This is a genomic window from Pseudomonas sp. S2_B10, assembly GCF_054668425.1.
The window spans coordinates 5136925-5153244 of record NZ_CP162768.1; the positions used below are offsets into that span (position 1 = coordinate 5136925).

Below are 16320 nucleotides of genomic sequence, written 5' to 3' on the forward strand. Positions count from 1 at the left end.
CTTAGGCATGAGCGGAGCGCTATGCGACACTTGGTCTTTTCCGGCTTGCAAAGGACCCCGCTGTGCAGATTGATCTGAATACCCCTGACGGCCTCACACTCGAAGCAGTGCGCCAATTGCTTGCCTCGGGCAGTGACGACGTGCACAACCAATTGCGCGTGACCAAAGATGGCATTGCCTATCTGTCTACGGTGACCGGTGGGCAGGATATCGAGGGTCTGCTGTTTCGCCTGGAAACCTGGGCGAAGGGGTCGGGCTATGTGGGTAACGTCGCAGCCAGCGATGAAGTCTGGGTGATGCAGATTTTCAACGCACTCAAAGACAACTGGCCGAATCCGCCCTACGACTACATCGACGTTTATTGAGGTCGTTAATATTCAGTCACGAATGTTTGATGAGCCGGACAGGGCGGCTCAGGCACACTCGGCATTTTTCCGCTCGTGGGGCAGGGCATGGCTTGAGCCTTGAAACCAAACGCCGCATTGGCGGTCGCACGATCTCTGCTTAAACATTTGAAAACAAGGAGGCTTCATGCCTTTGAAGTTCGCGACACTGGGTGCACTTATGGCCGCTGCTCTGTTGGCTGGTTGCAGCACAACCTCCAGCGAGTCGGCAAAGGAGCCCGTGGCGGCTGAATCAGGAAATAGCCGCTGCGAAGCATCGGCAGCGCAATTTGCCATCGGCAAGAAGGCATCCCCTGAGTTGCTGGATCAGGCGCGTGCCAAGGCTGGGGCGCAAAATGCGCGTTTCCTCAAGCCGAACGACATGATCACCCTGGAATACCGCTCCGATCGCCTGAACCTGAACACCGACAACAACCTGGTAGTTACTCGCGTCAACTGCGGCTGAGTCCTTTTGCGTCAGGCATAAAAAACCCCGTCACCAGGACGGGGTTTTTTTAGTGCGCCGAGAAATTACTCTGGGCGAACCTGTGCAGCTTGCATACCCTTTTGGCCTTTCTCAGCCACGAAAGAGACGGTCTGGCCTTCTTTCAGGCTTTTGAAACCGTCGGATTCGATAGCTTTGAAGTGTACGAACAGGTCGTCACCGCCACCTTGAGGAGTGATGAAGCCGAAGCCTTTTTCATCGTTGAACCATTTAACGGTGCCGGTTTGGCGATTAGACATGGTGTATCTCCAAGAAACATATATTTTCAGTAGTGCTGTGCTGCTCAGGCCAACTGGGCACACCCGGGTATCATAGTCGAAATGTTCGCTTTGGTAGCCCCCCGGACGTGCTGTTTGCCAATCAGTCGTGTTTTCTTTACCACCTGGTTGCGCTGAAAGCCCCGGTTTGAAAGGCTTTCAGCGAAACGTAAAGACGATAAAAAAACCTGTAAAACCTGCATAAATCGTCTGAAAAGCCTCATTTCCAGCACTTTTTTCCGCCTTTCAGCCGATGTTAATGACCGGTTTTCTTATTTTTTCGGGGCGGTATTTGCCTTGCATTTGGCGATCTGGCCAAGGGCTTTCTTTTGCAATTCAGGCGTCGCCTTGTTGTCCATCAGCGCCTGAATGTCGCTGGCCGGATAGGACTTGATGGCGTCAGCTCCGCAAGCGCAGTGGGATTTGGCGGCAGCAGCACCAATTTGTTGGGTGGCAGCCTGAGTGCACTGGGCCATGTACTTCTCGCGCTCGCCTTTTGGCCAGTCGGCATGGGCGCTCAGTGGCAGCAGCAGAACGACGGGGGCGACGACGGCGAATAAGCTTTTCAGACGCATGCGAGGATGCTCCTTGTGGGTCAATGTCTTATTATCTGAGGGCGCAAAGGCCGATCAAGTTCAGCACTCTGGCATAAAAACGGACATTTGGCCTTCTGCCAAATCAGGGCGTAAGCGACCGCTCATCTGTGCTAGCATGCCGGGCTCAAGCGTTCTCAGGCTTCGGATGACCTTCAGTCCCGAAGCGGTCGGCGTGCGAATTTTTCCGATTTGAATCCCAGTCACTCTGGTCCGGTTTTCCGGTTGGCCGCAAGGCTCCTGCCGCTGTAAGGCAGGCGTTCGTCATTGAATGGCCTGGATCGGATCTTGTACTGGCTCATCCCAACCCACGTGACCTTTGGTAGGGGTCACCACTAGGAGAGGAGGCGCCATGCCAACTATTACTCTTCCCGACGGCAGTCAACGTTCATTCGATCACCCGGTTTCCGTAGCCGAGGTCGCCGCATCCATTGGTGCAGGTCTGGCCAAGGCTACGCTCGCCGGCAAGGTCAATGGCCAACTGGTCGACGCCAGCGACATCATCAGCAGCGACGCGACCCTGCAAATCATTACGCCAAAGGATGAAGAGGGGCTGGAGATCATTCGCCACTCTTGCGCGCACCTGGTTGGCCACGCGGTCAAACAGCTGTACCCGACCGCGAAGATGGTCATCGGCCCGGTCATCGACGAAGGCTTCTATTACGACATCGCCTACGAGCGTCCTTTCACGCCGGAAGACATGGCGGCCATCGAACAGCGCATGCAGCAACTGATCGAGAAAGATTACGACGTCATCAAGAAAGTCACTCCGCGCGCTGAAGTGATCGAAGTGTTCAAGGCTCGTGGCGAAGATTACAAGCTGCGTTTGGTTGAAGACATGCCGAACGAGCAGGCCATGGGTCTGTACTATCACGAAGAATACGTCGACATGTGCCGTGGTCCGCACGTGCCGAACACGCGTTTCCTGAAATCCTTCAAGCTGACCAAGCTGTCGGGCGCCTACTGGCGTGGCGACGCCAAGAACGAGCAATTGCAGCGCGTCTACGGCACCGCTTGGGCTGACAAGAAACAGCTGGCGGCGTACATCCAGCGCATCGAAGAAGCCGAGAAGCGCGATCACCGCAAGATCGGCAAGCGTCTGGGCCTGTTTCACACTCAGGAAGAGTCGCCGGGCATGGTGTTCTGGCACCCGAATGGCTGGACTCTGTACCAGGTGCTCGAGCAGTACATGCGCAAGATCCAGCGCGACAACGGCTACCTTGAGATCAAGACTCCTCAAGTCGTCGACCGCAGCCTGTGGGAAAAATCCGGGCACTGGGCCAACTACGCCGACAACATGTTCACCACTCAGTCGGAAAACCGCGACTACGCCATCAAGCCGATGAACTGCCCATGCCACGTGCAGGTGTTCAATCAGGGACTGAAAAGCTACCGCGAGTTGCCGATGCGTCTGGCCGAGTTCGGTGCTTGCCACCGTAACGAGCCGTCGGGTGCGTTGCACGGCATCATGCGCGTGCGAGCGTTCACTCAGGACGACGCGCACATCTTCTGCACCGAAGAGCAGATGCAGGCCGAGTCCGCTGCGTTCATCAAGCTGACCATGGACGTCTATCGCGATTTCGGCTTTACCGAAGTCGAGATGAAACTGTCCACTCGTCCGGAAAAACGCGTCGGCTCCGATGAGCTGTGGGATCGCGCTGAAGCAGCATTGGCTGCAGCCCTTGATTCTGCTGGCCTGCCGTACGATCTGCAGCCGGGCGAGGGTGCTTTCTACGGGCCGAAGATCGAGTTCTCGCTGAAAGATTGTCTCGGTCGAGTCTGGCAGTGTGGTACCTTGCAGCTCGATTTTAACCTGCCTGTCCGTTTGGGCGCTGAATACGTCTCCGAAGACAACAGCCGCAAACACCCAGTGATGTTGCACCGCGCGATCCTCGGTTCGTTCGAGCGTTTCGTCGGGATTCTGATCGAGCACTACGAAGGTGCTTTCCCTGCGTGGCTCGCGCCGACCCAGGCGGTGATCATGAATATCACTGATAAACAGGCAGATTTTGTTGCAGAGGTTGAAAAAACTCTCAACGAAAGCGGATTTCGTGCCAAGTCCGACTTGAGAAATGAAAAGATCGGCTTTAAAATCCGCGAGCATACTTTGCTCAAGGTTCCCTATCTTTTGGTTATCGGAGATAAGGAAGTCGAGATGCAGACTGTCGCTGTGCGTACTCGTGAAGGTGCTGACCTGGGCTCGATGCCCGTCGCCCAGTTCGCTGAGTTTCTCGCGCAAGCGGTTTCCCGGCGTGGTCGCCCAGATTCGGAGTAATTATTATTAAGCGTGAAATGAGACAAGATAAACGAGCTGCACCGAAAGCCCCGATCAACGAGAATATCTCGGCACGCGAGGTTCGGTTAATTGGCGCTGATGGCGAGCAGATTGGCATCGTCTCGATTGATGAAGCGCTTCGTATCGCTGAAGAAGCAAAGCTTGATCTGGTGGAAATTTCCGCAGATGCAGTCCCGCCTGTTTGCCGGGTGATGGACTACGGCAAATCGATCTTCGAGAAGAAGAAGCAGATTGCCGCGGCGAAGAAAAACCAGAAGCAGATTCAGGTTAAAGAAATCAAGTTTCGTCCAGGGACGGAGGAAGGGGATTACCAGGTAAAACTGCGCAACCTGGTACGTTTCCTGAGTGACGGGGACAGGGCCAAGGTATCCTTGCGATTCCGCGGCCGTGAGATGGCCCACCAGGAGCTGGGGATGGAACTCCTCAAGCGGGTTGAACAAGACCTGCTCGAGTACGGTTCGGTCGAACAGCATCCTAAGATGGAAGGACGCCAGCTGATCATGGTCATCGCCCCGAAAAAGAAGAAGTAATCAACAGGGCACGGCAGGCCTTCTGATTATGTTTATCAACTGAATGCGGAGTATCCGAACATGCCAAAAATGAAAACCAAAAGTGGTGCTGCCAAGCGGTTTCTGAAAACTGCTAACGGCATCAAGCACAAGCACGCTTTCAAGAGCCACATCCTGACTAAAATGTCGACCAAGCGTAAGCGTCAACTGCGCGGTAGCAGCTTGCTGCATCCGTCTGACGTGGCAAAAGTCGAGCGCATGCTGCGCCTTCGTTAATTTAGTCAAGAATAGAGGAAGTAACTCATGGCTCGTGTAAAGCGTGGCGTCATTGCCCGTAAGCGTCACAAAAAAATTCTGAAACTTGCTAAAGGCTACTACGGCGCACGCTCCCGCGTATTCCGTGTTGCCAAGCAAGCGGTAATCAAGGCAGGCCAATACGCCTACCGTGACCGTCGTCAGAAAAAACGTCAGTTCCGCGCTCTGTGGATCGCTCGTATCAACGCTGGTGCTCGTGTTAACGGTCTGTCCTACAGCCGTTTCATCGCTGGCCTGAAAAAAGCGTCCATTGAGATCGACCGTAAGGTTCTGGCTGATCTGGCAGTGAACGAAAAAGCGGCGTTTGCTGCGATTGTCGAGAAAGCTAAAGCCACCTTGGCTTAAGTACCCCCGACAGTCACCCGGCCTCACCTCTGTGGGGCCAGGTGTTAAACGTCATAAATAGGGGAAGAGCCTTCAAGCTCTTCCCCTATTTTGTATCTGGAGTCTGTACATGGAAAACCTGGATGCGCTGGTCTCTCAAGCACTAGAGGCTGTGCAAAGCGCTGAAGATATCAATGCCCTGGAGCAAATCCGGGTTCAATACCTTGGCAAGAAGGGCGAATTGACTCAGGTGATGAAGACCCTGGGGAATCTGCCGGCCGAAGAGCGTCCGCAAGTCGGTGCGCTGATCAACGTTGCCAAGGAACGTGTTACAGGCGTTCTCAATGCGCGCATGGCATTGTTTGAAGAAGCCGAGCTGGCTGCCAAACTGTCTGCCGAATCCATCGACGTGACATTGCCGGGCCGTGGCCAGACCTCTGGCGGTCTGCATCCGGTCACCCGGACTCTGGAGCGCGTCGAGCAGTTCTTCACCCGCATTGGCTACGGCATCGCCGAAGGCCCTGAGGTCGAAGACGACTACCACAACTTTGAAGCGCTCAACATCCCAGGCCATCACCCGGCCCGGTCGATGCATGACACCTTCTATTTCAATGCCAACATGTTGCTGCGCACCCATACCTCGCCGGTACAGGTCCGCACCATGGAATCGAAGCAGCCGCCGATCCGCATCGTCTGCCCGGGCCGCGTCTATCGCAGCGACTCCGATATCACCCATTCGCCGATGTTCCACCAGGTCGAAGGCCTGCTGGTCGATCGCGATATCAATTTTGCCGATCTCAAAGGCACGATCGAAGAATTCCTGCGGGTGTTCTTCGAGAAAGAACTGGCCGTGCGTTTCCGTCCTTCGTATTTCCCCTTCACCGAGCCATCCGCTGAAGTCGATATGGAATGCGTGATGTGCAGCGGCAAAGGCTGCCGCGTCTGCAAGCAGACCGGCTGGCTGGAAGTGATGGGCTGCGGCATGGTTCACCCGAACGTGCTGCGCATGTCCGGCATCGATCCGGAAGAGTTCTCCGGATTTGCCTTCGGCATGGGTGTCGAGCGTCTGGCCATGCTCCGTTACGGCGTGAACGACTTGCGTCTGTTCTTCGACAACGACTTGCGGTTCCTCGCGCAATTTCGCTAGTCGTAACGAATTCTTAGGAGAGCAGGATGAAATTCAGTGAACAATGGCTGCGTGGCTGGGTCAGCCCGCAGGTAGATCGCGACGAGCTGGTTGCCCGTCTGTCGATGGCCGGTCTTGAGGTCGATAGCGTTACTCCGGCCGCCGGCGTATTCAGTGGTGTGGTGGTGGGTGAGGTGCTGAGCACCGAGCAGCATCCGGACGCCGACAAGTTGCGCGTATGCCAGGTCAGCAATGGCGCGGAAACCTTCCAGGTCGTGTGCGGAGCGCCAAACGTGCGCCCGGGCCTGAAGATTCCGTTCGCCATGATTGGCGCAGAGCTGCCGGGCGACTTCAAGATCAAGAAGGCCAAGCTGCGTGGCGTCGAGTCCAACGGCATGCTGTGCTCGCAAGCCGAGCTGCAGGTCGGTGAGGGCAACGACGGTCTGATGGAGCTGCCGGCCGATGCGCCGGTGGGCAAAGATTTCCGTGTATACCTGGATCTGGAAGACGCCAGCATCGAGGTCGACCTGACTCCGAACCGCGGCGACTGCCTGTCCCTGGCCGGTCTGGCTCGTGAAGTCGGCGCGCTATACGCCGTGCCGGTAACCCGTCCTGTGGTAGCTGCGATTGCAGCGGTGCACGACGAAGTGCGCTCGGTCGAGGTGCTGGCCCCAGCCGCGTGCCCACGTTACCTGGGTCGGGTCATCCGTAACGTCGACCTGTCCAAGCCAACCCCGCTGTGGATGGTTGAGCGTCTGCGTCGCGCCGACGTGCGCAGCATCGACGCTGCCGTCGATATCACCAACTACGTCATGCTCGAGCTCGGCCAACCGCTGCACGCTTTCGATCTCGCCGAAATCAATGGCGGCATTCGTGTGCGCATGGCTGAAGAGGGCGAAAAGCTGGTTCTGCTTGATGGTCAGGAAGTCAGCCTGCGTAGCGATACGCTGGTCATCGCTGACCACACTCGTGCACTGGCGATCGCCGGCGTCATGGGTGGCGAGCACAGCGGTGTTTCCGCGACCACCCGTGATGTGTTCCTCGAATCTGCGTTCTTTGATCAGATTGCGGTTGCCGGCAAGGCACGTTCTTACGGCTTGCATACCGACGCTTCGCATCGCTACGAGCGTGGCGTTGACTGGCAACTCGCTCGTGAAGCCATGGAGCGCGCCACTGGCCTGCTGCTGGAAATCACTGGCGGCGAAGCTGGTCCGATCATCGAGACCGTCAGCGAACAACATCTGCCATCGATTGCACCGATTACTCTGCGCGCTCAGCGCATCACTCAGATGCTCGGCATGGAGATGGATTCGGCACAGGTCGAGCGCCTGCTCAGTGCCTTGGGCCTGAGCATTGCCGCTGACGGCGAAGGTCAATGGCGAGTTGAAGTGCCAAGCCACCGCTTCGATATCAGCCTGGAAGTCGACCTGATCGAAGAGCTGGCGCGTCTTTACGGTTACAACCGTTTGCCGGTTCGCTACCCGCAAGCGCGTCTGGCGCCGCAAGCCAAGGCCGAAGCGCGTAGTGATCTGCCTGAGCTGCGTCGTCTGCTGGTTGCTCGTGGTTATCAGGAAGCGATCACTTACAGCTTCATCGATCCGCGTCAGTTCGAACTGTTCAATCCAGGTGTCGAGCCGCTGTTGCTGGCCAATCCGATCTCCAACGATATGGCCGCCATGCGCTCGTCGTTGTGGCCAGGTCTGGTCAAGGCGTTGCAGCACAACCTCAACCGTCAGCAGGATCGCGTGCGTCTGTTCGAGAGCGGTCTGCGCTTCGTTGGTCAGCTTGAGGGCTTGAAGCAAGAGCCTATGCTGTCCGGGGTTGTTTGCGGGAGTCGCTTGCCGGAAGGCTGGGCGCAGGGTCGGGATACCGTCGACTTCTTCGACGTAAAGGCTGACGTGGAGGCTGTACTGGGTTTTGCCGGTGCCCTGGATTCGTTCACCTTTGCTCCGGGCAAACACCCGGCGCTGCATCCGGGTCAAACCGCGCGCATCGAGCGTGAAGGTCGCGAGGTAGGCTATATCGGTGCAATTCACCCTGAGCTGTCGAAGGCGCTGGGGCTGGATCGTCCGGTGTTCGTCTTTGAGCTGGTTCTGGCGGAAGTGGCGCTCGGTAAAATGCCGAAATTCCACGAGTTGTCGCGCTTTCCTGAAGTGCGTCGTGACCTTGCACTGATCGCGCACAAAGACGTCGCGGCCTCGGCTGTGCTGGACGTAATCCGTGAAAATGCAGGCGAATGGCTCACAGAGCTCAGGCTGTTTGACGTGTATCAGGGTAAAGGTATTGATCCTGATAGAAAAAGCCTTGCAGTCGGCTTGACCTGGCAGCATCCATCGCGCACTCTTAATGACGATGAGGTGAATTCGACGACGCAAAATATCCTCACCTCGCTCGAACAAAGGTTGAACGCCACGTTAAGGAAGTGACGTATGGGGGCTTTGACGAAAGCTGAGATGGCGGAACGTCTGTATGAAGAGCTGGGCCTGAACAAGCGGGAAGCCAAGGAATTGGTCGAACTGTTTTTCGAGGAAATCAGGCACGCTCTTGAAGACAACGAGCAGGTCAAATTGTCCGGTTTCGGCAATTTCGACCTTCGGGACAAACGCCAGCGGCCTGGCCGCAACCCGAAAACGGGGGAAGAAATCCCGATCACGGCTCGCCGTGTGGTCACCTTTCGTCCAGGGCAGAAGTTGAAGGCCCGAGTTGAGGCTTATGCTGGAACCAAGTCATAACGACGAACTACCCGTCATCCCGGGCAAACGCTACTTCACCATTGGTGAAGTCAGCGAGCTGTGTGCCGTAAAGCCACACGTGCTGCGCTACTGGGAGCAGGAGTTTCCGCAGCTCAACCCCGTCAAACGCCGCGGGAACCGCCGGTATTATCAGCGCCAGGACGTGCTGATGATCCGGCAGATCCGCGCGCTCCTTTACGATCAGGGTTTCACCATCGGCGGCGCACGTCTGCGTCTGTCCGGCGACGAAGCCAAAGATGACACCACACAGTACAAACAGATGATTCGGCAGATGATTGCTGAATTGGAAGATGTTCTGGTGGTACTCAAGAAATAAAAAGCTGCGTTTGAATACTTCCAGTTTTCAAAAGCTTGCGATATATTCTTGAGCGTTCTTCGAGGTGAAGAACGGGATGCAACATCAGTCGGGGCGTAGCGCAGTCCGGTAGCGCACTAGCATGGGGTGCTAGGGGTCGAGTGTTCGAATCACTCCGTCCCGACCATATTTTTCAATGACTTAGGCCAATGTTCACAGCATTGGCCTTTTTCATGTGTGTGAGATTTGCGGGGCTACTCGATCACGCCTGCGACTCGCATCACCAAGTGTTTGGATTAGTAAGAAAGTCCGCTCGTCGAGCAAATAGCACTCTCTGTGCGCCGATCTTCTCTTACTTATTAAGCGCAGCCCCTGCGCCACTGACGGGAGAGAATGATGATCGACGACAACAACGGCCCTGAAGCGCCATATCCGGGACCAGACGAACAAACCCCTGATTCTGGCGAGGGTCATGATTCCGGCCTGGAGCAGGCTGATTCTGAGCCGAAGCAGGGCACCGACGAACGACCAGAGGACTGGAATCCGCCACCCGGCAATCCTGGCTCTGATCAGGACGCCCAGACGGGCCGAGATAATGGCGGCGCTAAGTAAGCCCGATCAATTGTAATAGTTCACGAGACCCGGCCATCGCGCCGGGTTTTTATTGCCGCCCAACCCTCTATCGACATCCTTGGGCGCAGACGGTTATTTGGGCGTGGGTGGGCGAAGCCGAGCGGCGCCGGCGGCTGGACGCTTCGATCCAGGCGCCGGCAACAAGCATGTTCACTCTACGATGCAGATCCAGCGATGGTTGTATCGATAGGGTGCGCGGGTGAAATGGACGTCTGAGACCATTTTCATGCCTCGCTCTTGGAGCGCTTCGGTCAGTTGTACGAGTGTCTCTGCCTGGATAGTCATTGCTGTCACCTCGTCAGATTTACTGCGTTCATAATTCTTGACCGAGAGATCAGGCGGCTAATTCATTTTTTCTACAGTCATCATTGAAGTAGTGCGATCAAGAGCGCTGTGCTTCACCTCGTGTCCACTAACTTGCCCCATTCAAGTCCGAACCGCGCCAGGTACTTCCTCAAGCGATCGGCATCATTAGGCTGCGCCTTGGCCTGCCGGGAAATACCGAACAGCTGTCGGCCTGCATCGGACAGGCTATCGGCCTGCCGGCACACCTCAATGACAGCCTTCAACTGCAAGCGATCGAACAAGTCCATGCTCTCGCCATCTCCCGGCAACTCAGTTGATATAGCAGTGGGTTGCGCCAAGCCCCATGCATATCGCAATCGATCGATCTCATCGTCTACCTGCGCTTCATCGATGCGTCCGCTTTCGGCCAAAGTTGCCATCCGGGTAATCGACGCGGACAGTTCGCGAAAGTTGCCCAGCCACGCTGCTTCACGTGAGCTGGCGAAGGCCAGGTAGCGTCGGCGTGCTTCGAGATTGAAACGCGCGCGTTGCCCATGTTCGCGCGCGTGGCGTTCCAGTTCGAAATCGATGTTTGGCTCGATGTCCTCGCGGCGGCCGGCGAGGCCGGGGAGGTCGAATGTCCAGAGGTTGATCCTTGCGTACAGGTCCTCGCGAAAAAGGCCTTCGGCGACGCGGCTGCGCAGGTCGCGGTGGGTGCCGGCGATTATCAGAAAATCACTCTCGACTTCCTTGTCCGAGCCCAGCGGGAAGAAGCGTTTCTCTTCGATTGCCTTTAACAGCATCGCTTGTTCGTCTGCGCCGAGCTCGCCGATTTCATCGAGAAACAGCATGCCGCCGTTTGCGGCGCGCAGCAGGCCATCGCGAGCGTTTTGCGCGCCGGTGAAGGCGCCTTTGACGTGGCCGAACAAGGCCGACATCGCGCCGTCGCCACGCAAGGTTGCACAGTTGACTTCGACAAAGCGTCCCTGCATCTGATGGCGATTGCGTTTGAGTTCGTAGATGCGCCGCGCCAGGAAGGATTTGCCGGCGCCGGTCGGGCCGATCAGCAGCATGGGGGCTTTCGAGCGCAGCGCAACGCGCTCGATCTGTTCAATGGAGCGGTTGAAGGCCGGGTTGCGCGTGGCGATGCCGGACTTGAGAAATTCCAGGCCTTCGAGGCGTTTGCTGGCGAAACGTGAGGCAATGCGATCATAGCGCGACAGATCGAGATCGATCAGCGCGTGAGTGCCGCAGGCGGGCTCGTTTTCGTTCTTGCGCTTGGCGGGGGAGGTCTGAATCAGCCGGGCTGGCAGATAGCGCGCCTCGGTCAGCAGGAACCAGCAGATCTGTGCGACGTGGGTGCCGGTGGTGATGTGGACGAGGTAATCCTCGTGCTCGGTGTCAAAATTGTACGCAGTGGTGAAGTCGTGCAGGGCGCCGTACACCTCCTCGAAGTCCCAAGGGTTGCGCAGCGACATTGGATGCAGGCGCACTTCGGTGCTTGGAGAAATCTGCTGGATGTCCACTCGAATGCGCTCGGCGAGGCTGACGTCGCGCGCGTCGAGGCCGTGAATCAATTCAAGTCGGTGGATAGGGAGGTCTGTTTGTTGGCACAGGCCTACGCTTGGTCGCCAATAATTCCAACGGCTGGCACCTTTGCCGACACGATCCAGGGTGGCTCCGATAAATCCGATGGCGACCGTGCGTTTGTTGGGCATGCTTATCTCATAAGATAAATGACGATATGCAATGATAATTTTGCTGGTCTGATTTGTCTTCCATAGATTATCGAGACTCGTCGCATCAGAGATAAAAGCTATTAAAATCAGAAACATAGCAGAAAAAACCATAGCCGCATCCAAAGCTGGCACAGCGGCTGCAATGCTGGTGGAAACGAACATGGACACCAAGATATGAAAGACCAAACCTACCAGCTTCTCGAAGTCGCCAACGGCAAGCCCATCAAACTCTGGACCGAAGGCGTCCCGGTTGAAAACGAAGCCCGCGCACAGTTGATGAACACTGCGAAAATGCCCTTCATCTTCAAGCATCTGGCGGTGATGCCGGATGTGCACCTGGGCAAGGGGTCAACCATCGGCAGCGTTATTCCAACGGTCGGCGCGATCATTCCGGCGGCGGTGGGCGTCGACATCGGTTGTGGAATGATCGCTGCGCGTACATCGCTGATGGCTTCGGATCTGCCGGACAACCTCCAGGGACTGCGTAGCGCCATCGAGCAAGCGGTGCCACATGGCCGCAGTTCGAATCGTTTGCGGCGAGACAAAGGCGCCTGGGACGAGATTCCTCAGCAAGCCGATCAGGCCTGGGCGGGGTTGCAGCCGCGCTTCAAACTGATCACCGACAAGTATCCGAAACTGGCCAACACCAACAACCGTGGGCACTTGGGGACGCTCGGCAGTGGCAACCATTTCATCGAAGTGTGCCTGGACGAGGCCAATCGGGTGTGGTTCATGCTGCACAGCGGTTCGCGTGGCGTCGGCAACGCTATCGGCAACCTGTTCATCCAGATGGCCCAAGCCGATATGCGTCAGCACATTGCCAACCTGCCGGACCGTGACCTGGCCTATTTCGAAGAGGGCAGCCAGCATTTTGATGATTACGTGGAGGCGGTTGGCTGGGCGCAGGACTTCGCCAGACAGAACCGTGAACTGATGATGCGTGCGGTGGTTCAGGCCACGCGGCAGATCATCCGCAAGCCGTTCGAAGTGGCGCTGGAGGCGGTCAACTGCCACCACAATTACGTGCAGAAGGAACGGCATTTCGGTGAAGACGTGCTGATTACCCGCAAAGGCGCGGTGTCAGCGAAGAAGGGCGAACTGGGGATTATTCCGGGCTCGATGGGCGCCAAGAGTTTCATTGTGCGCGGTCTGGGCAACGCAGAGTCGTTCAGTTCCTGCAGTCATGGCGCCGGGCGCACCATGAGCCGCACGAAGGCCAAGAATACCTTCACCGTCGCCGATCAGATTCGCGCCACGGCCCACGTGGAATGCCGCAAGGACGAAGCGGTGATTGACGAAATTCCGATGGCCTACAAGGACATCGACAAAGTCATGCACGCCCAGCGTGAGCTGGTGGAAGTGCTGCACACCCTGCGTCAGGTGGTGTGCGTCAAAGGCTAAGGAACTACAGCGCTGGCGAGAATTCTGCGTCCGGCGCTGCCCCGGTTCATCGCGGCTGAGCTGAAGCGCGAATTATCAATATTGATCGTAACTCAGGAAGACCCACGACGGTTTAACGGTACCTCAGAGACACCGTCGGGCTATACGCGTAAGGATTTGCAATGAAAGAGATAATCGAACTGGACGGCGCCATCGGTGGCGGCCAGGTGTTGCGCAGTGCGTTGAGCCTGTCGATGGTGACAGGTCGGGCGTTTCGCATTAAACAGATTCGCGCCAGACGCAGTCGTCCGGGATTGCTGCGTCAGCACCTGACAGCCGTGATGGCGGCGGGCGAGATTTGTGGTGCACAGATATCTGGTGCGCATCTGGGGTCGCAAGGCCTGAGCTTCGAACCGGGCGAAATTCGCGGCGGCGACTTTCAGTTCGCTATCGGCACGGCCGGCAGCTGCACGCTGGTGCTGCAGACGTTGCTGCCAGCCTTGTTACGGGCATCGAAGGCCAGTCGAGTGACAATCTCCGGTGGCACGCATAATCCGCTGGCGCCGCCGACGGATTTCCTGTCGCGCAGTTGGTTGCCGCTGCTGCGGCGCATGGGCGGCGATGTCGAGTTGGAGTTGCTGCGTCATGGTTTCGTACCGGCTGGCGGTGGCGAAATTGCGGTGAAGGTGCAGCCCTCGCGCCTCACGCGCTTGGACCTGTGTGAGCGCGGCGAGGCAGTCTCACGACGCGCATTGGCGCTGACCGCAGGTCTCGCACCTACTGTCGCTCAGCGAGAGCTGAGTCAGGTGGCCAAGCGTTTGAACTGGCCAGAGGAGGCGCTGCAACCTGTGGCGCTTGATCCGGCACGCGGCCCGGGCAATGTGTTATTGCTGGAGTACGTTTTCGAGCATGTCACTGAGGTGTTCAGCGCATTTGGCCAAGTGTCGTTACGCGCCGAGAAGGTGGCCGATGCCGCAATCAATCAGGCTGTCGACTGGTTGCGCAGTGATGCTGCGGTCGCTGAGCATCTGGCCGATCAGTTGCTGTTGCCGATGGCGCTGGCCGGTGGCGGATCGTTCACCACGCCGCGCATGACTGATCATCTGCGCAGCAACATCGAAGTTATTCACCTGTTTTTGCCGGTCCGTATCGATTGCCGAGAGGAGGGCGGCGATCGCTTGCGGGTAGACGTTTTCCAAACCGATTAACAGCAGTCGGCAACCGGAAAGCAGTTGCACAACCTCATCGCAGGTGAGGCTAGCCTTCAGCCATTAGCACATCCGACCTAATTGCCCCCGTTTCGGCTCGACCTTAAAGTCCTTTCGCTCGGCAGGTTATTGCCAGTATTTCTCCGGTATGAAAATCAAAAAGGTCGATCTGCAATGAACTCATCAAGGACTATCCCGGTTCTCGCTTTATTCGCAACAATGGCGCTCGCAGTTACTGGATGCCAGACCGTCAAACCGGGAGAGAGTGATCTCAAGAATCGCGCACAGACCACCATCGGCAAACCCGTAATCAAGGTTTCAAATATCCGCAGCGACTTCAATACAACCTTCTACACCGCTCAAACCGAAAGTGGCGAATATACGTGCGAACTGCCGAGCGGCCCGATGGTTGCTCTGGGTTCCATGGGCATGGGACTGGGCGCTCAGTGCACCAAGCAATGACTAATCAATCCTTTCGAAGCTGAAATAAAAAGGCCAATGTCGATGACATTGGCCTTTTTCTTTAACCAATACTCGGCGCAGATCAGCTGGTTTTCGAGTTCAGCTTGCGCAGTTCTTCGTAGGTCGCCGATTGCACGAACCAGAAGCCAGAGACGATGCACCAGCCCAGGGTGCCGCCTACAAACATGCCGAGACCCGAAAGAAAGCTCTGGCTCATCATGAAGAGGGAAACGATCAGGATGACCGCCAGTGCGATGTAGAGAACGATGTTGTTGACGCCGATGACGAAATCTTTCATTTGCATTCCTTGGATGTATTTTCCTCTGGCCACCTTCTATGGTGGCCAGTGCGCGCATCATATTGATATCACCCTGTATTGCGCTAGTTCGGCGTCGGTATTTCGTTATGAATAGCAAAGTCCGTGGTTACTGAGCGGGTTTTTTCTCAAGATCTTCAGAGTCGCTCGACGTCGCCGCATCCTTCTCCGTCTCGTGCGGCTCTGAGCCCGCATTGGCGCCTGAAGACTCTTCACCTTTCTTGTTGGCCTTCTCATCATGGTCACTAGAGCTTTGTGCATGATTGACACCGGGCAGGGCGGTGGCGGGGGTGGCAGCGCCCGCTGTCGTTTCGGCTGCCCAAGCGTGGAGCGGGCCAATCAAGTACAGACTGAAAAACGAAATTGCGAAGATTTTCTTGTTCATCACGTGGGCCTTCTACGCGGTGGGATGTACTGCTTTGGATAAGCCTGTCTGCCAAAGGTGCGCAGTACTGGACGAGCGGCGAAGCCTGATTGTATTCAGCCGGATCAAAAATCTCGCGACAGCAGGCAAATTGCTGGCCCCCATAGGTATTTCGCACCGGCAAAATCGCCTTTTTTCAAAAGGTTAGGTTGGCTATATGCGCACGATTGTCATCACCGTTGTGACGCTTTCCCTGGCTTTGATCGCCTCGGGAGTGCAGGCAAAAGAGTTGAGCAAGGGCCATCGCTTTGCCTGCACCTGGGGCTCGGATATTGCTGCCGGGGCGCAGCGATCAAAACTGTCCGGGGTTTCGCTGTATGGCGCGCGCAAGCAATTGCAGGTTCGCCGATTCCAGCAACCCTGGATGCGCATGACAGCGATGGGGATTACCGAGCAGACCTACAACAGCAGTTCGAAGCTCAAACCGGCAGCGGTCAAGCAGACCTATTACGAACAATGCGTACGCCATGAGTTGGCTCGGCGCTGATGCCGGTTTCTCAGGACTGATTTACACAGC

The 16320-nt window shown here is 56.7% G+C and carries 20 protein-coding genes and 1 tRNA gene; 16 read left to right on the forward strand and 5 right to left on the reverse strand.

The window, feature by feature from the left end; translation table 11 throughout:
• The first annotated feature begins 62 nt into the window (after positions 1-62).
• Both AB4O45_RS22885 and AB4O45_RS22890 read left to right on the forward strand, forming a co-directional pair.
• On the forward strand, positions 63-365 hold the full coding sequence (locus tag AB4O45_RS22885; protein ID WP_056784439.1) for a hypothetical protein: 303 nt from the start codon (positions 63-65) through the stop codon (positions 363-365).
• A gap of 166 nt (positions 366-531) precedes the next feature.
• Entirely contained in the window at positions 532-849 is a 318-nt protein-coding gene (locus AB4O45_RS22890; RefSeq protein ID WP_016774047.1) for an I78 family peptidase inhibitor, read from the forward strand.
• Between the two features lie 65 nt (positions 850-914).
• Here the strand turns inward: AB4O45_RS22890 and AB4O45_RS22895 are convergent, their stop codons facing one another.
• Both AB4O45_RS22895 and AB4O45_RS22900 read right to left on the reverse strand, forming a co-directional pair.
• A complete protein-coding gene (locus AB4O45_RS22895; RefSeq protein WP_003179963.1) occupies positions 915-1127 on the reverse strand; it encodes a cold-shock protein in 213 nt (70 codons plus the stop codon).
• A 290-nt stretch (positions 1128-1417) separates the two neighbouring features.
• Positions 1418-1720, reverse strand: coding sequence for a hypothetical protein (locus tag AB4O45_RS22900; RefSeq protein ID WP_460160584.1), 303 nt, complete (start codon positions 1718-1720; stop codon positions 1418-1420).
• 370 nt (positions 1721-2090) lie between these two features.
• Between AB4O45_RS22900 and thrS the strand changes: the two genes are divergently transcribed.
• The 10 genes from thrS (at position 2091) to AB4O45_RS22950 (ending at position 9968) form a co-directional block, all read left to right on the forward strand.
• The gene (gene thrS, locus AB4O45_RS22905; protein ID WP_024012407.1) at positions 2091-4013 is read left to right on the forward strand and encodes a threonine--tRNA ligase; all 1923 of its coding nucleotides are present in this window, start codon (positions 2091-2093) and stop codon (positions 4011-4013) included.
• Complete coding sequence (gene infC, locus AB4O45_RS22910) at positions 4013-4564, forward strand: translation initiation factor IF-3 (RefSeq protein WP_169432615.1); 552 nt, start codon at positions 4013-4015, stop codon at positions 4562-4564. The genes thrS and infC overlap by 1 nt, the downstream gene beginning before the upstream one ends.
• Before the next feature lie 60 nt (positions 4565-4624).
• A complete protein-coding gene (rpmI, locus tag AB4O45_RS22915; RefSeq protein ID WP_002553160.1) occupies positions 4625-4819 on the forward strand; it encodes a 50S ribosomal protein L35 in 195 nt (64 codons plus the stop codon).
• 27 nt (positions 4820-4846) lie between these two features.
• Entirely contained in the window at positions 4847-5203 is a 357-nt protein-coding gene (gene rplT / locus AB4O45_RS22920) for a 50S ribosomal protein L20 (protein WP_002553161.1), read from the forward strand.
• 109 nt (positions 5204-5312) lie between these two features.
• Entirely contained in the window at positions 5313-6329 is a 1017-nt protein-coding gene (pheS, locus tag AB4O45_RS22925; protein ID WP_003226365.1) for a phenylalanine--tRNA ligase subunit alpha, read from the forward strand.
• 26 nt (positions 6330-6355) lie between these two features.
• Entirely contained in the window at positions 6356-8734 is a 2379-nt protein-coding gene (gene pheT / locus AB4O45_RS22930) for a phenylalanine--tRNA ligase subunit beta (protein WP_460160585.1), read from the forward strand.
• A 3-nt stretch (positions 8735-8737) separates the two neighbouring features.
• Positions 8738-9040, forward strand: a complete 303-nt coding sequence (gene ihfA / locus AB4O45_RS22935) for an integration host factor subunit alpha (RefSeq protein ID WP_002553164.1) — start codon at positions 8738-8740, stop codon at positions 9038-9040.
• On the forward strand, positions 9021-9377 hold the full coding sequence (locus tag AB4O45_RS22940) for a MerR family transcriptional regulator (protein WP_003179985.1): 357 nt from the start codon (positions 9021-9023) through the stop codon (positions 9375-9377). The genes ihfA and AB4O45_RS22940 overlap by 20 nt, the downstream gene beginning before the upstream one ends.
• An 89-nt stretch (positions 9378-9466) precedes the next feature.
• A tRNA-Pro gene (locus AB4O45_RS22945) sits at positions 9467-9543 on the forward strand.
• Between the two features lie 209 nt (positions 9544-9752).
• Positions 9753-9968, forward strand: a complete 216-nt coding sequence (locus AB4O45_RS22950; RefSeq protein ID WP_076567342.1) for a hypothetical protein — start codon at positions 9753-9755, stop codon at positions 9966-9968.
• Between the two features lie 419 nt (positions 9969-10387).
• Here AB4O45_RS22950 and rtcR read toward each other — a convergent pair whose 3' ends face one another.
• Positions 10388-11992, reverse strand: coding sequence for an RNA repair transcriptional activator RtcR (gene rtcR / locus AB4O45_RS22955; RefSeq protein ID WP_460161516.1), 1605 nt, complete (start codon positions 11990-11992; stop codon positions 10388-10390).
• 195 nt (positions 11993-12187) lie between these two features.
• Here rtcR and AB4O45_RS22960 point away from each other — a divergent pair, with 195 nt between their 5' ends.
• From AB4O45_RS22960 to AB4O45_RS22970, 3 genes are all read left to right on the forward strand, one after another.
• Entirely contained in the window at positions 12188-13414 is a 1227-nt protein-coding gene (locus AB4O45_RS22960) for an RtcB family protein (protein ID WP_252877822.1), read from the forward strand.
• A gap of 161 nt (positions 13415-13575) precedes the next feature.
• Complete coding sequence (gene rtcA, locus AB4O45_RS22965) at positions 13576-14601, forward strand: RNA 3'-terminal phosphate cyclase (protein WP_460160586.1); 1026 nt, start codon at positions 13576-13578, stop codon at positions 14599-14601.
• 174 nt (positions 14602-14775) lie between these two features.
• Positions 14776-15063 (forward strand): hypothetical protein, encoded by a 288-nt coding sequence (locus AB4O45_RS22970; RefSeq protein ID WP_041478565.1) that lies wholly within the window; start codon positions 14776-14778, stop codon positions 15061-15063.
• A gap of 82 nt (positions 15064-15145) precedes the next feature.
• Here the strand turns inward: AB4O45_RS22970 and AB4O45_RS22975 are convergent, their stop codons facing one another.
• Together AB4O45_RS22975 and AB4O45_RS22980 are read right to left on the reverse strand one after the other, a co-directional pair.
• Positions 15146-15361: a hypothetical protein gene (locus AB4O45_RS22975; protein ID WP_041478566.1), complete on the reverse strand. Its 216-nt coding sequence runs from the start codon at positions 15359-15361 to the stop codon at positions 15146-15148.
• 127 nt (positions 15362-15488) lie between these two features.
• Entirely contained in the window at positions 15489-15764 is a 276-nt protein-coding gene (locus AB4O45_RS22980; protein ID WP_310215501.1) for a hypothetical protein, read from the reverse strand.
• Between the two features lie 196 nt (positions 15765-15960).
• On the opposite strand from AB4O45_RS22980, the gene AB4O45_RS22985 reads away from it, so the two are divergent.
• The gene (locus AB4O45_RS22985; protein WP_041478568.1) at positions 15961-16290 is read left to right on the forward strand and encodes a hypothetical protein; all 330 of its coding nucleotides are present in this window, start codon (positions 15961-15963) and stop codon (positions 16288-16290) included.
• Positions 16291-16320 lie beyond the last annotated feature (30 nt).

Coding starts and splice junctions, on each gene's coding strand:
- AB4O45_RS22895 (WP_003179963.1), bottom strand. CDS start 1,127: ATGTCTAATCGCCAAACCGGCACCGTTAAATGGTTCAACGATGAAAAA.
- AB4O45_RS22950 (WP_076567342.1), top strand. CDS start 9,753: ATGATCGACGACAACAACGGCCCTGAAGCGCCATATCCGGGACCAGAC.
- pheS (WP_003226365.1), top strand. CDS start 5,313: ATGGAAAACCTGGATGCGCTGGTCTCTCAAGCACTAGAGGCTGTGCAA.
- AB4O45_RS22975 (WP_041478566.1), bottom strand. CDS start 15,361: ATGAAAGATTTCGTCATCGGCGTCAACAACATCGTTCTCTACATCGCA.
- AB4O45_RS22960 (WP_252877822.1), top strand. CDS start 12,188: ATGAAAGACCAAACCTACCAGCTTCTCGAAGTCGCCAACGGCAAGCCC.
- rtcA (WP_460160586.1), top strand. CDS start 13,576: ATGAAAGAGATAATCGAACTGGACGGCGCCATCGGTGGCGGCCAGGTG.
- AB4O45_RS22970 (WP_041478565.1), top strand. CDS start 14,776: ATGAACTCATCAAGGACTATCCCGGTTCTCGCTTTATTCGCAACAATG.
- AB4O45_RS22985 (WP_041478568.1), top strand. CDS start 15,961: ATGCGCACGATTGTCATCACCGTTGTGACGCTTTCCCTGGCTTTGATC.
- AB4O45_RS22980 (WP_310215501.1), bottom strand. CDS start 15,764: ATGAACAAGAAAATCTTCGCAATTTCGTTTTTCAGTCTGTACTTGATT.
- AB4O45_RS22890 (WP_016774047.1), top strand. CDS start 532: ATGCCTTTGAAGTTCGCGACACTGGGTGCACTTATGGCCGCTGCTCTG.
- pheT (WP_460160585.1), top strand. CDS start 6,356: ATGAAATTCAGTGAACAATGGCTGCGTGGCTGGGTCAGCCCGCAGGTA.
- rtcR (WP_460161516.1), bottom strand. CDS start 11,992: ATGCCCAACAAACGCACGGTCGCCATCGGATTTATCGGAGCCACCCTG.
- ihfA (WP_002553164.1), top strand. CDS start 8,738: ATGGGGGCTTTGACGAAAGCTGAGATGGCGGAACGTCTGTATGAAGAG.
- thrS (WP_024012407.1), top strand. CDS start 2,091: ATGCCAACTATTACTCTTCCCGACGGCAGTCAACGTTCATTCGATCAC.
- AB4O45_RS22900 (WP_460160584.1), bottom strand. CDS start 1,720: ATGCGTCTGAAAAGCTTATTCGCCGTCGTCGCCCCCGTCGTTCTGCTG.
- AB4O45_RS22940 (WP_003179985.1), top strand. CDS start 9,021: ATGCTGGAACCAAGTCATAACGACGAACTACCCGTCATCCCGGGCAAA.
- rplT (WP_002553161.1), top strand. CDS start 4,847: ATGGCTCGTGTAAAGCGTGGCGTCATTGCCCGTAAGCGTCACAAAAAA.
- rpmI (WP_002553160.1), top strand. CDS start 4,625: ATGCCAAAAATGAAAACCAAAAGTGGTGCTGCCAAGCGGTTTCTGAAA.